Origin of the sequence: Alteromonas lipotrueae (genome assembly GCF_019249215.1) — a bacterium.
Classification (GTDB): Bacteria; Pseudomonadota; Gammaproteobacteria; order Enterobacterales; family Alteromonadaceae; genus Alteromonas; species Alteromonas lipotrueae.
Genome location: NZ_JAESDI010000002.1, coordinates 43334 through 58057, shown reverse-complemented (window position 1 = coordinate 58057; position 14724 = coordinate 43334). Strand labels below are relative to the sequence as shown.

Annotated in this window: 16 protein-coding genes; 3 read left to right on the top strand and 13 right to left on the bottom strand. The window is 43.3% G+C overall.

Features of this window, described 5'->3' with window-relative positions; all coding sequences use genetic code 11:
• Window positions 1-52: 52 nt before the first annotated feature.
• From JKP82_RS02040 to rpe, 4 genes are all read right to left on the bottom strand, one after another.
• Window positions 53-1219: an HDOD domain-containing protein gene (locus JKP82_RS02040; RefSeq protein ID WP_218395640.1), complete on the bottom strand. Its 1167-nt coding sequence runs from the start codon at window positions 1217-1219 to the stop codon at window positions 53-55.
• A gap of 232 nt (window positions 1220-1451) precedes the next feature.
• Window positions 1452-2027, bottom strand: a complete 576-nt coding sequence (locus tag JKP82_RS02035) for an anthranilate synthase component II (RefSeq protein ID WP_218395638.1) — start codon at window positions 2025-2027, stop codon at window positions 1452-1454.
• A gap of 30 nt (window positions 2028-2057) precedes the next feature.
• Complete coding sequence (gene trpS, locus JKP82_RS02030; protein WP_013785674.1) at window positions 2058-3065, bottom strand: tryptophan--tRNA ligase; 1008 nt, start codon at window positions 3063-3065, stop codon at window positions 2058-2060.
• 30 nt (window positions 3066-3095) lie between these two features.
• Window positions 3096-3773 carry a ribulose-phosphate 3-epimerase gene (rpe, locus tag JKP82_RS02025; protein ID WP_218395636.1) on the bottom strand — a complete coding sequence of 226 codons (678 nt, stop codon included), beginning with the start codon at window positions 3771-3773 and terminating at the stop codon, window positions 3096-3098.
• 387 nt (window positions 3774-4160) lie between these two features.
• Between rpe and JKP82_RS02020 the strand changes: the two genes are divergently transcribed.
• The 3 genes from JKP82_RS02020 (at window position 4161) to JKP82_RS02010 (ending at window position 5593) form a co-directional block, all read left to right on the top strand.
• On the top strand, window positions 4161-4886 hold the full coding sequence (locus tag JKP82_RS02020; protein ID WP_159528293.1) for a TorF family putative porin: 726 nt from the start codon (window positions 4161-4163) through the stop codon (window positions 4884-4886).
• Window positions 4887-5080: 194 nt separating this feature from the next.
• Entirely contained in the window at window positions 5081-5359 is a 279-nt protein-coding gene (locus tag JKP82_RS02015) for a hypothetical protein (RefSeq protein ID WP_159528295.1), read from the top strand.
• A 33-nt stretch (window positions 5360-5392) separates the two neighbouring features.
• Complete coding sequence (locus JKP82_RS02010; RefSeq protein WP_159528297.1) at window positions 5393-5593, top strand: DUF2970 domain-containing protein; 201 nt, start codon at window positions 5393-5395, stop codon at window positions 5591-5593.
• Here JKP82_RS02010 and JKP82_RS02005 read toward each other — a convergent pair whose 3' ends face one another.
• From JKP82_RS02005 to pilM, 9 genes are all read right to left on the bottom strand, one after another.
• Entirely contained in the window at window positions 5594-6472 is an 879-nt protein-coding gene (locus JKP82_RS02005) for a Dam family site-specific DNA-(adenine-N6)-methyltransferase (RefSeq protein WP_159528299.1), read from the bottom strand. It lies immediately after the preceding gene.
• Window positions 6473-6683: 211 nt separating this feature from the next.
• A complete protein-coding gene (locus JKP82_RS02000) occupies window positions 6684-8177 on the bottom strand; it encodes an SPOR domain-containing protein (RefSeq protein WP_246604292.1) in 1494 nt (497 codons plus the stop codon).
• Window positions 8178-8251: 74 nt separating this feature from the next.
• The gene (gene aroB, locus JKP82_RS01995; protein ID WP_159528301.1) at window positions 8252-9319 is read right to left on the bottom strand and encodes a 3-dehydroquinate synthase; all 1068 of its coding nucleotides are present in this window, start codon (window positions 9317-9319) and stop codon (window positions 8252-8254) included.
• A gap of 27 nt (window positions 9320-9346) precedes the next feature.
• Window positions 9347-9862, bottom strand: a complete 516-nt coding sequence (gene aroK / locus JKP82_RS01990; RefSeq protein ID WP_013785664.1) for a shikimate kinase AroK — start codon at window positions 9860-9862, stop codon at window positions 9347-9349.
• 272 nt (window positions 9863-10134) lie between these two features.
• The gene (locus JKP82_RS01985) at window positions 10135-11895 is read right to left on the bottom strand and encodes a type IV pilus secretin PilQ (RefSeq protein WP_218395634.1); all 1761 of its coding nucleotides are present in this window, start codon (window positions 11893-11895) and stop codon (window positions 10135-10137) included.
• Complete coding sequence (locus tag JKP82_RS01980) at window positions 11895-12425, bottom strand: pilus assembly protein PilP (protein ID WP_201299235.1); 531 nt, start codon at window positions 12423-12425, stop codon at window positions 11895-11897. The genes JKP82_RS01985 and JKP82_RS01980 overlap by 1 nt, the downstream gene beginning before the upstream one ends.
• Window positions 12425-13036, bottom strand: a complete 612-nt coding sequence (locus JKP82_RS01975; protein ID WP_159528307.1) for a type IV pilus inner membrane component PilO — start codon at window positions 13034-13036, stop codon at window positions 12425-12427. Before JKP82_RS01975 ends, JKP82_RS01980 begins: the two co-directional genes overlap by 1 nt.
• Window positions 13033-13617, bottom strand: a complete 585-nt coding sequence (locus JKP82_RS01970) for a PilN domain-containing protein (protein WP_159528309.1) — start codon at window positions 13615-13617, stop codon at window positions 13033-13035. Before JKP82_RS01970 ends, JKP82_RS01975 begins: the two co-directional genes overlap by 4 nt.
• Complete coding sequence (gene pilM / locus JKP82_RS01965) at window positions 13605-14672, bottom strand: type IV pilus assembly protein PilM (RefSeq protein WP_218395632.1); 1068 nt, start codon at window positions 14670-14672, stop codon at window positions 13605-13607. Before pilM ends, JKP82_RS01970 begins: the two co-directional genes overlap by 13 nt.
• Window positions 14673-14724 lie beyond the last annotated feature (52 nt).

The following is a 14724-nucleotide window of genomic DNA, read 5'->3' as shown; positions in this document are numbered from 1 at the left end:
AATGGGGACAAAAGGGCACATTTAGCTAATTTGCATGAATATCCACAAAAAATTAGCTATTTTCTTCGTCCCTCGATAAAGGAAGGGTGAAAATATCAACAGATTTTAGTTTTTCTAATGCACCTGATGGATATTCTTGCTCATTAATCATTGGTTTTACTTCTGCCACTTCAACCATACGTGATTGATGTAGCATTCTTACTTTCGAATAAGCGCGCGCTTGGTGCAGAAGCTTAGGCAAAGACCCTGCTTCACAGGGCTCTCTGGTGGCACATTGGCGCATCGCATCGCCAATAAATAAACGTTTCAACATCATGTTGTCAATGAGATCGGCGGATACCGCATCGGCATATTCATCTTGTAATGCAATCAGATAACTCGCCGATGGAGCCAATTTTAATAAGGCTTCATGACGCATGCGTTCTTTGTCTTTTTGGCTTTCAGTTAACAGGTGAAGCTGCACCTTATCAAATAGCTTGAAGTACAACCGTATAATGGCACAGCGACCTAATTGACTTAGCATGCCGAAAGTATAAGCCTGAACGGGATTTAGTTTGTAATGTGGCGCGAGATGCCTAGCCGATACCGCTGTGCCGTGCGCAAACTGAGTGAGTTTGAGTTTAATGCACGGGTAGGGGTCGGTTACCTGAGGCATGGCGCGCTTTATGACGAGAGAAGGAATAAGCAAGCGTAAATTCTCAATCCCCAAAAAGCTCAGCGCCGTTCTGAAAGTTTCAACAACGATTACTCTACCTTTAGAATCCCGTCTTCTAAAAGCCGGAGAGTTCACAACGTGCATCAACTCATCATAAAGCCAAGGTAAATTAGCTGCAATAGGCTCTAGTTTTGATACCGATGCTGCGCGTACCGATAGCGCGTCGAGTAACGCACCTGTGTCATCACTTAAATTTAATGTGTTGTTGAAAACATCTGAGGTAAACGATAGCTGCTCAGTAAGCTCACCCAATAAGACTTCATGTAAGTAATGGTTAACCGTTTCGGTATACGAGGCATCAGATTGGGCTTTTAGGCGCTTATTCTCAATAGCGACTTTTTCTACATGCAGTAATTGTCTGCGGGCGTCACCTTGTTCTGATTGTTCAAAGCTGACCTCACCTGGACCACGCTTTCCCAGCATTTTTATCGCGAGCTCTGGAGAAATTAATAGACTCTCAAAGCGCTCATCGATAGGCGGCGGGGTCGATGCTGGGGTCGTCATCTTAAAGTAGCTCCTGCTAAGTAACTGTTCGTGCGTCTGTTCATAGATGCCGTGCATTGGGTCGCCCTACTTCCTAAATCTAAATACTAACAAAGGCGCTTTGTTGATTAACCTATAAAAAGTAAAGAAAAACAACGCCAAATGCGAATAATTGCAGAACTTTTTTATCGGCAGGAAGCCATATAGCTTAAGTTTATTCTGAACCCACGGAAGAATAAATAAGGGTTACGCTCTAGGCGTTTAGAAACGCACTTAAAATATCGTGGCCATACTCGGTCAGTAAGGATTCAGGGTGAAATTGTACACCCCAGATAGGGAGTGCTTTATGGGAGATGCCCATAATCTCTTTTTCCCCGTCATCAGTCACGCACCATGCATCTATATTTAAGGTTTCGGGCAAGTGGCTTTCATCAAGCACTAACGAGTGATAGCGGGTTACCGCATAACCTTGCGCAAACCCGCTAAATAAGCCTCGGTCTTTATGAAAGAGCGCAGACGTTTTGCCGTGCTTAATTTCTCTTGCCCCAATAACAGAGGCCCCAAAAACCTGGCCAATGGCTTGATGGCCTAAGCACACGCCAAGTATTGGGATCTTCCCAGCAAAGTGCCTGATTGCATTTAAGCTGATACCCGACTCATTAGGTGTACAGGGGCCAGGTGAAATCACTAAATGACTCGGTGATAAGGCTTCTATATCGGCTATGCTAAGGGCATTGCTTCTTACCACCTTAACGCATGCACCTAATTCAGTAAGGTAACGGGCCAGGTTGTGAGTAAATGAATCGAAATTGTCAATTAACAGCAACACGACAACCTAACCTGTTCCATAAAACATTCATTAAGGTTTTGGGATAAAACCAACGGCTTCATAAACCTTCTTAAGGGTTTCTTCTGCGCGGGCTGATGCTTTTTCAGCGCCATTTCGCATAACATCGTTTAAGTAGTCACGATTGGTGCGAATATCGGCATAGCGTTGCTGAATTGGCTCTAACAGGCCCACTACTGCTTCAGCTACGTCACCCTTCAAATGACCATACATTTTATCTTCGTAGGCCGGTACTAATTCATCTATCGACTTTCCTGTCGATAATGACAATAAGGTAAGCAGGTTTGATACCCCTGGCTTTTCTTGTGGGTTGAAGTAAATGTTTGCTTGTTCGTCTGAGTCGGTTACCGCACGCTTAATTTTCTTGGTGATTTTTTTAGGATCTTCAAGCAAGCCAATGAAGTTGTTCGGGTTAACGTCAGACTTCGACATTTTCTTTTCTGGTTCTTGTAGGCTCATGATACGGGCACCAAACTCTGGGATATGAGGTTCTGGTACACGTAGAATATCGCCGTACAAGTTGTTCATGCGGTTAGCGATATCACGGGTAAGTTCAAGATGCTGTTTTTGGTCGTCGCCAACAGGTACCTTATCAGCTTGATACATTAGGATATCTGCTGCCATTAATACCGGATAGCCATAAAGGCCAACATTAATATTGTTTTCGTTTTTCGCTGACTTATCTTTAAATTGAGTCATGCGATTTAGCTCACCCATTTGCGTGTAGCAATTGAGTACCCATGAAAGCTGGGCATGTTGAGGCACATGAGACTGAACGAATAAGGTGCTTTTTTCTGGGTCAATACCGCAAGCTAGGTATAACGCCAATCCATCAAGACAGGCCTCAAACAATTGCTTAGGGTCTTGCCTAACTGTGATGGCATGTAAATCGACCAACATGTATAGGCAGTCATGATCGTCTTGCATGGAAACCCACTGCTTAAGCGCACCCATGTAATTACCAAGGGTAAGTTGTCCAGAAGGCTGACAGCCACTTAATACAATAGGCTTGTTACTCATAATGTGTACCTGTACGTTAACGTTATTTAGTTACGCCTTAGAAAGACGAGATAATTCAGTGCGCATGTCATCAATAACTGCGCGATAATCGGGCTCGGAAAAAATAGCAGAGCCGGCTACGAACATATCAGCGCCAGCTTCAGCAATGGCGCGAATGTTATCGACTTTTACGCCACCGTCAATTTCTATTCTTATATCGTGACCACTTTCCAGTACTCGCTGCTTAACGGCGCGTATTTTATCTAATGTGCTGGGAATAAATTTTTGCCCACCAAACCCCGGATTGACCGACATAATAAGGATATGGTGCAACTTGTCCATGACATGATCCAGATAATGCAAAGGCGTAGCAGGATTAAAGACTAAACCTGGTTTACACCCTGCATCAATAATAAGCTGCAGTGACCGGTCGATATGCTCTGATGCTTCAGGGTGAAAACTAATATAACTGGCACCTGCATCAGCAAATTTTTCAATTAAGTCATCAACCGGTTTCACCATCAGGTGTACATCGATAGGTGCGCTAATGCCGTACTTTTTTAACGCCTCGCATATCATAGGGCCAAATGTGAGGTTGGGCACATAATGATTATCCATTACATCAAAATGGACCACATCGGCACCTGCGCTCAGTACGTTCTCTACTTCTTCTCCTAGTCGCGCAAAGTCGGCAGACAGAATTGAGGGGGCAATCAAAAATGGTTTCATCAGTTTTCCCTATTTACGAGGCGATGCACGTGGTAAAGGGGGAAGTTTACCGAAAGTTAGCAGTTGAAAACAGCGCTGATTGCATTCGCCGCTGTGTTACGAGTAAGTAAATAGAAGGGATACAAAAGATTAAATTAATCGCACTCTATTGGTGAGCCTGCCTTTTTTTGGTGCATTTCTGTGCACTTATCTTAGACGTTAATTTTCTTCCAAATAACTTTATTTAATTTACTTGTAATAAAATCAATTGCTTATGTATTTTCTGTGAGAGCTGGTATATGTGCATTAAGTGGGCATCACTCTTGCGTAATCCAACCCAAATATAAGAAAAATCAAGACAGAAAAATTAATTAAAACAAGTTTTGGAATTTACTGGAGAACACACACATGAAATTATCTACTAAAAGCACATTGCTTGCTGTTGCAGTATCGTCAGCTTGCCTGTTTACTGCGCTACCTACTTACGCAGAAGTTACTGCTAACGCTGGTGCAACAAGTAACTATATTTGGCGTGGTCTAACTCAAACAATGAATGAAGCTGCAGTTCAGGGCGGAATTGATTACGCAAACGAAAGCGGCTTTTACGCAGGTACTTGGGCATCAAACGTGAAATACGGTTCAGATGATAATTACTCGTACGAACACGATATGTATTTCGGTTTCTCAGGAGAGTCTGGCGACATCTCTTATGATGTTGGTTACCTGTACTACAACTATGATGCTGCAGCAAACTTTGACTTTGCTGAAGTATATGGCTCAGTGGGTATGGGCGGGTTAAGTCTTACTCTTTCTGTACTTGCTCACACTGAAGCAGATGAGCCTACCAATCGCGATTACGGTTTTGGTGAAGCTACCTATGTTTCTCTAGACTACGGTATGGAAGTGCTAAATGGCTCGGAACTTGGTTTCCATGTTGGTTACCATCAAGGTGACTTTGCAGAAGACTTCAACGGTGTAGTTGGCGGTTACGCAGACTGGGGTGTTTCTATTGCCAAAGACGGATTTAGCTTCGCAGTAACGGGTACTGATTTAGATGACAGTGGTGATGATGATTCGTTAGATAACGATTCAGTTAAGTTTACTGTTGCTTATAGCATGGACTTCGAACTGTAAATTGATAAATGACATCAAAAACAATGAATTAATTGTTATTGATGTTTAAAATTAAAAGCCTGATGCGTATGTGTCAGGTTTTTTTTACTGTTGGAAATAGTAATTATATTCATCATTAATGAATATTATCTTGTGACTAATAAGGTTTTATTTATAATGATGTTCAAAGCAAAATAGCGTAAGGAGTGTTCAGGATGAAAGTACTTCCATTTTATGCAGTATGCGGCATGGTTGCGCTAGTTAGCGTAGCGGTCTATCCACGTTCGGGCTCGGAAGCCTCAGTGTGCGAGTTTCAACCTTCTTCTAGTTTTAATCCTAAGTTACCCGCTAGCCATGTGCAAAATCAGTGTGCCAGGCACAGAGATGGCGTTGCTGAAGTCAGTTGGCTTTCATGGATTGCTGGAAAGTCACCCTCATTTCAGTTCCATTTTCTCGACTTGCTTGAGTTGCTTCATGACGATGACAGCAAGTAACATTGCCGCTTGCCAACAAAAGACTTATCAGTAATGAGTCAACAACCGGGTACCGGCTTTTGGTCAGTGCTTATGAGTGTTGTCGCGGGTGTTTTCGGTGTGCAAAGCCATAAAAACTACGAGCGTGATTTTACGAAAGGAACCTTTGTCAGCTTTTTGATCATTGGCATAGTTCTCGTTGCCATGATGGTGATATCGTTAATGATGTTTGTGAAATGGCTAACTGGTTATTAGCTATTTTTCTAATTTTATACTTTTGCGTTGATTTCGTTTTGGCTTTTTTGCTACTGCGCTAGGCGGGAAATACGCCAAAATTTCATCTACAGGCTTTCTAGTAGCACCATTTTGACTAATGGAGCGCTTTACTGACAACATGCTGAAATCTGCGCCCTTGTACAAGGTGCGAGTAAGTGGCAAGTCGTGATTTGATACCAATACAGGAATTCCCCGCTTTTTTGCTGATCGCATCGCGAGTTCAGCTAACTTTTCTTGCGCGTCTTGCCCAAAACTGCGTGCCGCATAACTCGTAAACGCAGCTGTTTTACTAATAGGCGCATAGGGTGGGTCACAATAAATGACATTTCCACGACGAGCGCGAGTAAATACTTTTTCAAAAGGTAAGCAAGTGAACGTGGCTTTTTGGGCTTTTTCTGCAAACACAAACATTTCATGCTCAGGAAAGTAAGGCTTTTTATAGCGGCCAAAAGGGACGTTGAACCTGCCCGCTAAACTATAGCGACATAATCCATTGTACCCATGCCTATTGAGGTATAGAAACAAAATAGCTCGGTAGTACTCGTCTTCGGTTGCATTAAATTCTTCTCGCAATGCATAGTACATTTTCTCATCGTTACGTTCGCCGTTAAAGAAACTGCGTGCGTCGTGGATGATGGCATCGGGCTGAACTTTTAAGAAGTTGTACAGGTTTATAAGGTCAGGGTTGATGTCGTTCAGCAAATACCGCTTATACTGAGTGTTCAGAAACACTGACCCCGCGCCTACAAACGGTTCAATAAGTTTGTTTGCTTGAGGTAACCTTGCCTGAATATGCTCTACTAGGCTGTACTTGCCACCGGCCCACTTTAAAAAGGCCCGGTTTTTCTTCTGCATCATGCGTAAACGTTACTACCTGCACGGAATATAGACGGTTGTCAATCCGGTACTCGCCGAGTTTGGCGTAATTCTGGGGAGTGGCGTTGCAATTACTTCGCAATACCACGCTAAAGATAGATTGTATCTTTCCTCATACGATGGAACAACCATGAAAAGTAAAGCTGACGGCTTTTCTTTTGTTTGAAGTCAGTACAATGGGCACAACGTACTATTATTCGCCAGCTACCAGTGCCATTTCGTCTAGAATTTGCTGCCCACGTTTAATGAACGCTTCGTTCTTAGTCGGGTAATCGGGCAACGCGGACAGCGCCGCACGAGCTTGTGTTAATGATTTGAATGGCTGATGAAAGACCACCACGTGCCAATCACCGCCATACCGTGTAGTCACATACTGACGAGTAACGGCATGTAGGTTATTCTGAGCAATAAATTGTCGAACAACGTTTTTATCTTTAATGCCGACCATTTGAATGACAAAGTCATTGGGTAAAACCATGTTGGGGCGTAACATTTCTGCCTTGGTGGAGGTAATGCCTTCACTGCTTGTCTCATCACCGCTTTGAGGTTGAACTTGTGCCTGCGCGTTGCCTTGTTGAGCCGTGGCGGTTTGTTTAGTGTCATTTTCAGTGGGCTGTGGTGTATTGGTATCAGATTTGCTCAATGAAGGCGCGTTATTGTCAACTTCATTAGACAATCCACTTTGCTGAGAATCTTGGTTACTGCTTTGCACTATTGAATCTACTACAAGCGTAGTCTGTTCAGCAGAGCCGTCTATTAAAACGCTATCTGTTGCGTCGCCATTAAGCGAGGAAACGGCACCTTTCCAGTCAGTCACCAGTTCTACATTGCTCTCATTGTCTGTGATTGAGGCAATAGGCTGTTCAGCTTGATTGTCTGCAACCTTGCTAAAAGCAGAGCCTGGTATCACATTTTCAGACTCAGAAGGCATAGACGGTTGTGCAATAGGTGAAAATAATGACGATATTGAATCGCCATATTGCCAGGTAACCAACCCGCCAAAGGTTATTAAGAAAACTAAGGCAATAGCAATATAGAACCCCGTAGAGGTAAGTGGATTTGACGGGGTCGTTTCGATAGGAAGGTTTCGTTTATCAAGGTGAGCTTGAAACGCTTCTCTGCGCTGGGAAATCATCCTATCTAGTTCAGAGCCTTGAGACTTTGAACCTTGAAGATTTGAAGAAATAGACTGACTACTAATAAGCAATGGCGTATCGGTATTTTTGGCTGGGAGCCACTTTTTGGCATTTTCAGCCCACTCGGTTGTGGCAAATAGCAATACATTCAAATGCTGCTTGTTACCCGCAAAGCGGCTTTGTAACACCAAATCCCATAGTTCTTGAAGCAGTTTGTCGGGCATGTGCTCGGCTTGCGTTATAGCAATGAGTACTGGCCCTTCATGGATGTTAAGTGCGGATAAAAGTTCGTTAAGAGGGCGTACAAAACTGCCTACTACTTGACCTAACAACTGACGGCATAACTGACCACGGTAGTCAGAAATATCCATATTAGACTCAGCAGTTAAATATGCTATTTCAGTATCGTCATGCTGCTGGTAAACGAAGGCTTCAAGGGTTTGCTGTTGCTCTGCAATAGAGTCGCCACTGACAAAAACCAGTTGAGAGGAATAATTAACTAAATACTCAAGACGTTCATGCAATTCACTGTGCATGCGCAATAACCCCATAAAGCCCAATACCTGCGTAAAAGGGCTAGCAAAAAACGAATGTTGGTGTTAGTTAGGTATGCGCCAGTAAACGACTAGCGCAGAATTTCAGTAAGAATATCGTCAGTGACGTCTTTAGTGACGACTGCATTACCCATATTCTTAGGCAGCACAAAACGAATATTACCTGCTTCTACTTTTTTATCGCGCTTCATATGCTTAACATAATCCGGCTTACTCATTGTGCTAGGGCCTTCCACTGGAAGTGAAAATGCCTCGAAGAGTGAACGTACGCGACGAGTTTCTGACGCTGTAAACCAACCTAACTGCTCTGCTGCTATACAAGCAATTATAGTACCAGCTGACACGGCTTCGCCATGTAACCAGTTACCGTAACCTTGCTCAGCTTCGATTGCGTGACCAAAGGTGTGACCCAGGTTCAAAATAGCCCTCAGTCCACCTTCACGTTCATCTTTAGCAACCACTTCCGCTTTAATTTCACAGCAACGTTTAATGGCGACATTAAGGGTTGATTCATCAAGCTGTTTTAGCGCTTGCTCATTCGCTTCAAGCCAAGAAAAAAAGGCTTCATCATAAATGATGCCGTATTTTATGACTTCCGCCATACCTGCAGAGAATTCACGGGGAGGTAGCGTAGACAATGATTGCGTATCAATGGCGACTAAGATTGGCTGATAAAAAGCGCCAATCATGTTTTTACCCAACGGATGATTAACCGCGGTTTTACCGCCAACAGAAGAGTCTACTTGAGAAAGTAGGGTAGTGGGCACTTGAATAAAGGGGACGCCGCGTTGATACGTTGCAGCAACAAAACCACATAAATCGCCAATAACACCGCCACCTAATGCAATAAGGGTGGTATCGCGTGCAGCGTTGATTTCAAGCAAGTGGGTCATGACAACCTCAAATTGCTCAAGGTTTTTGTATTGTTCACCGTCAGGCAAGACAATGGTTTCGATTTGCTTGCTACCACATGCGGCTTTCACTGCATCAAGATATAAAGGCGCCACGGTTTCGTTGGTGACAATAACCGCTAATGGGCCTTTTATATAAGGCACAAAAAGGCCAGGCTGCTTAAGCAGCCCGGCCTCAATATGTATAGGATAGCTACGTTCGCCAAGTTCCACAGTTAAAGTTGACATGGGCGTAGCACCTCCTAATTATTTTATTTATAAACCGATTTTACTAATGATCTGGTTAGCCACTGCGCGAGCAGATTGGTCATCAGTATCAACTACATAATCTGCAACTTCTTCGTAAAGAGGATTACGCAAATCAGCAAGATCGCGAAGTACTTGCTCCGGATCGTTGTTTTGAAGTAAAGGGCGACGCTTATCGCGCTGTGTTCGAGCAACTTGCTTGTCAATCGTAGTTTGCAAGTAAACAACAATGCCTCGTGCAGACAAACGATTACGAACTGCTTTGGTTACAATTGAACCGCCACCAGTGGCAAGCACGATACCCTGCTTGTCTGTTAAATCATTGATGATGTTTTCTTCACGCGCACGGAATCCATCTTCGCCCTCAAGGTCGAAGATCCAGGCGATATCAGCACCAGAACGGCGCTCTATTTCCTGATCGGAGTCATAAAAATCCAGGTGAAGTTCGTCTGCTAGGTGTCTACCGATGGTGCTTTTGCCAGCACCCATTGGGCCAACCAAAAAGATATTACGTTTTTCAGCCATATTTGCTTATATCACAACTTTATCATGTTAGGGGCATGCACTGTTGCCTTACCAGCCTACCCATTGACTCGTGCTTATTTAATGTCCAATAAGCACTACTCCTTTAACCTCGCTAAAATTTCGAGACCGCGATTATCTCAGTTTCTAACAAGCCCTTGCAAGTATTGTTGAAAACAATTAGCACTATAATGTAAATACAGAGGCATTGCAGTACGAGAAAACGTAAAAAGCGGACTACTCTCAGTCCGCATTTTACCTTGAATTATAGGTTGTTACGGTTTTTCTGTAATTATTTTGGGCGTTACAAATATAAGTAGCTCACGCTTCTCTTGAAACTCTGATGTATTTCGAAACAGTACACCTAAAAACGGCAAGTCGCCAAATAATGGCACTTTTGACACGCTATCGGTACTCGTTTGCTGGAAAATACCGCCCAATACTATGGTTTCGCCGTTTTCTACTAAGACCTGAGTTTTGATTTCTTGGGTATCAATGGCCACCGCATCACCGGTTGAAGTTGAAACGGTTTCACCACGGGTATCTTGAGTAACAACTAAATCCAAAATAATGCGATTATCTGGCGTAATTTGTGGTGTTACACGAAGCGATAACACCGCTTTTTTGAATTCAACCGAAGTAGCACCACTTGAGGTAGCTTGAACATACGGAATTTCAGTTCCTTGTTCAATATAAGCTTCTTGCTGATTCGCTACCGTAATACGCGGACTAGCAATAACCTCACCTTTGTTTTCAGATTCAAGTGCTGACAATTCTAAGTCTAATATGGTGCCATCAACCAAGCTCGCTATTTGAAAGCCAATAGTGCCAGCTGCACCAGAAACAGGGAGGTTTACGTTTAGTCTATCGTCAATACTTGGAACAGAGCCGCCTGCAATAGTTTCCGCCCCTTCAATAGTCCCTGAAACGCCACTGTCACTTTCTCTATCGCTTAAGCCCCAACGAACGCCTAGCTCTTCATCAACGTTATCAAGTACGGTGACCATTCTGCTTTCAATTAATACTTGTTTAACCGGAATATCCAGTGCATCAATCATTTTTCTTGCTTCATCAATTGAAGGTAAGGTATCTCGAATAAGCATAGTGTTGGTGCGCTCATCTACGGTGACAGTGCCGCGCTCAGATAAAATGCCACCCTCTGAAGATTTCAAGATAGTCGCTAGCTTGGCTGCCTTGGCGTAATTTACCGAAATATTGACGGTGCTAAGAGGGGCCAAATCAGACACCTGTTTCTTTGACTGCAGCGCTTGGGTTTCTCTGGCGGTAAGCTCTTCTGTTGGTGCAATCAGTAAAATATTACCTTCTAGGCGTTTATCCAGCCCTTTAACGCGTAAAATCATATCAAGGGCTTGATCCCATGGAACACCAGACAGGCTTATGGTGACATTTCCGGTAACTGTGTCTGTGGTCACCAAGTTAAAGCCGTTAACTTGCGCGATAATTTGCAACACTTGACGTACAGGTACATCTTGAAAATCTAACGAAATCGGGTCGCCAGTGTAGGTTTTTTTGTTTTCTAATTCTTCTTGTTGCGACAAGCTCATCGGCTCAATTTTGATGCGAATGACGTTATCTTCTACCGCGTGGCGGGCGGTCACGGTATCGCTATAAAGAATTTCTATGCGGGTACTTTTTTCGTCTTGAAATGTCTCAATGATTGATACTGGCGTGGAAAACTCTGTCACGTTTAATTCAACGAGCTGACTTTCATCTAACTCGCTATCAGCGAGGGTAATGGTAACCTTTCCTTGAGACTCAACGAGTTGCGGGGTAGGTGAAGCTCCTTCAAAGGTGACTAGCGCAACACCGATATTATTTGCTTCTCGGGTAAAGTCTATATCGGTAATCCGGGTTGACGGTGTGTTGTCACTTGGGTCGTACAATACGGGTTCTAACGCTTTGGCGGGCGCAACATAAAGTATCAATACCGTACAGATAGCGGCAAAACCCAGCAACCAAGGCCAGCGAGCACTTCTACGATTTAAAGACTTGTTAAATAGGTAACGCTCAGCCATTATTTTTTCTCTCCTGACGTTGAGGTTTTGCTCAACGTTATCTCTTTTTTCTGCCAGCAACCTGCGCCATCAGGTATTAACTGTTCTATTGTTAGTGAGTTTGGATTAATTCCGGTGATTTTACCGTAAAATAACCCGATGCGGCTGCCAATTTTGGCTTTATGTAAAACGCCGTCATTACTGGTGATTAGTGCCCATTCAATGCCTTGGCTTTTAAAGTTACCGGTTAAGCCTAATGAGTCTAAGCCATACCTTTCCAATTTCTGCTTTGTACGTTCAAAGTCAGGTTGAAAACAGTTTTCTTGTCGAGTTTGCGTTAATGGCGCCGTGTTTTCTTTAGGCGAATCAAAAGGGCTAGGCAATTCGCTCGCTGAATATATAAAGGTTGTAGGTGTAGCAAACTCAGGGTAGGGCTCTATATTGTGAACTACATTTTCGCTGACACTCTGCGTATATGCCTGCAAGTCATCAAGTTTTGGCGAGCAAGCGGTTACCATAACAACCGCAGCAAGTACTAAAAAAAAGCGCATCACTGAGATCCTCCGCTTATTCCGGTACTGTTTTCTGAGCGGTAGGTTTTCGCTTGCAGTTGCAATGTGAGCCCATTGCTATCTCGTAAAATATCGAAATCATGTAAGGTGACAATACGAGAAAGTCCAGCCACTTTGGAGACAAATTCTCCAAAGTGGTGATATCCGCCACTGACTTCAATTTCAATAGGCAGTTCGGTGTAAAACTCTTTAGGTACTTCTTGTTGCCAGTTCAATAATTTAAAGGTAAGCCCAGATGATGTGCCTACATAGGTTATATCGTCTAGCAAACCTGGGGTTTCATTGCTGGTAGGTAAGCTTTTCAGCATGGAAGAAAAGTCATCTTCCAGTTGGGCAAGCTGTTCTCGGTACGCTTCTTCATTTACCGCAATGCGGTACTTGGCTTCATATTGCAGTTTCAGCTCTTGTTCTTTTAACTCGGCCGTATCAAGGATAGGCAGTTTAGGGCTTATAAGCAGATAATAGCTAAGCGCGCCAATTAAGATTGCCACGAAGGCAGCAACCACTATGCGTACTTCATTGGGCCAAATAGCAATTTGTTCAAAGTCTAGCTCATTGAGTTCTTTGAGCTTTTCTACATCAAATTTCATTTATTAGTCTTCCCTTCAGCGCCTTGCTTCAACGGTGATACCGAAGCGCTAACCATAAAGGTAAGCGTGAAGGTGCTAATCGCGCGCGAGGCATTGGTGTCTGCTTTTATTGACGATAATTCTGCTCCAACAAAAACATCAGAGTTATCTAATGAACGCATGAAATCAGAAAGTCGGTTATTTGAATCACTAACGCCTTCAATTTCTAACTTATTTCCCATGCGCTTCATGGATTGAAAGGTCACACCCACAGGTACGATTTTGGCCAACTCATCAAATATAATGGCCGCTACATTTCGGCTAGCCTGTAGTTGTTCAATGAGGGCCATGCGTTGTTCAATCGCATTTTTACTTTCTTTAATATTCTTTATATCTGCTATTTTCGCATCTAATAAGGCAATCTCGCGCTCAAGAAACTGGTTCCTAGAATTCTGATGATTAATTTGTTGGTCGATGGCCTGACCGATAAACCAAAAAATTAACCCCACGATAGCAGCAACGGCTAGCAGACCCATCAAATACTGCTGCTTTTGATGTTGGCGTCGCTGCTCGCGCCAAGGAAGTAAGTTTACATGTGCCATGATGTGAAACTCCGGCTAGCAAGGCCCGCGGCAATAGTTAGCTGTGGGGCGATACGACGTAACCGCTGGGAATCTAACTTAGGGTTCATGGTCATGCCCAAAAAGGGGTCGAATACATCAACGTGTAGGCCCAAGTCTTGGCGTAAAATATCGACCAAAGGTTGGATGGTGGCAGCGCCGCCGCAAAGTAAAATTTTCGCAGGCCGGTCAACATGAAATGTCGTCATGTACATTTGCAATGCACGATTGATGTTCTGCTGTAAATTAGCGGCAAAGATAGGTAACACTTCGTCTAACCAACTGTCAGACGATGACTCGTCCATCAATAGACGCTCGGCTTCATCACGCTCAATCATTTGAATAGCGCTAATGTCGTTGACTAAGTTATTTAGCCCGAACGCATGCTCTTTTGTATAGACAACATTGCCGTTACGTACCACGCTAACTTGAAGTAATGAGGCACCTACATTAATGGCGCAAATGGTTTCATCTTCCACTTTTCCGTTATAGAAAAAGTCGATAGCGTTTCCAATTGCGTAATTTTCCACATCAACAATTTTAGGTTCGAAATCGGCTTCGCGGGACAGTAGCAATCGGCTATCTACTAAATCTTTGTGTGCGGCCGTCAACAGAACATTGACCTTGCCAGAATGTGTTTCACTTGGGCCTAGTTCTTCAAAGTCTATATAAACATCTTCAAGGGGAAAAGGAATGAGGCTGTCCGCTTCAATTTCTATCTGGCTTTCAAGTTCATAATCGTTTTGGTCTGGCTCCATATAAACGATTTTACTGATTACTGATGTACCCGCTACCGCTACATTAGCTTGCTTTATTTTAGTTTTTAAGCTGTTACGTACTTTTTTAAGTGCTAAACTTACCGCCTCGTAATCTTTAATATCTCGCTCAGAAAAAGCCACTTTATTGATAGATTCACAAGCATAGCCTTGAAGCATATAGCCATTGACTGAAGGTTCTAGCCATACCGCTTTTATTTGACGTGTGCCTATGTCTAAACCCACAATGGGAGGCATCTTTTTCTTGAACAGCGATTTCATTTACAAGTGTCCGGTTTCAATGGTAGTTGCTCTAAAGTACAATATTACTCAG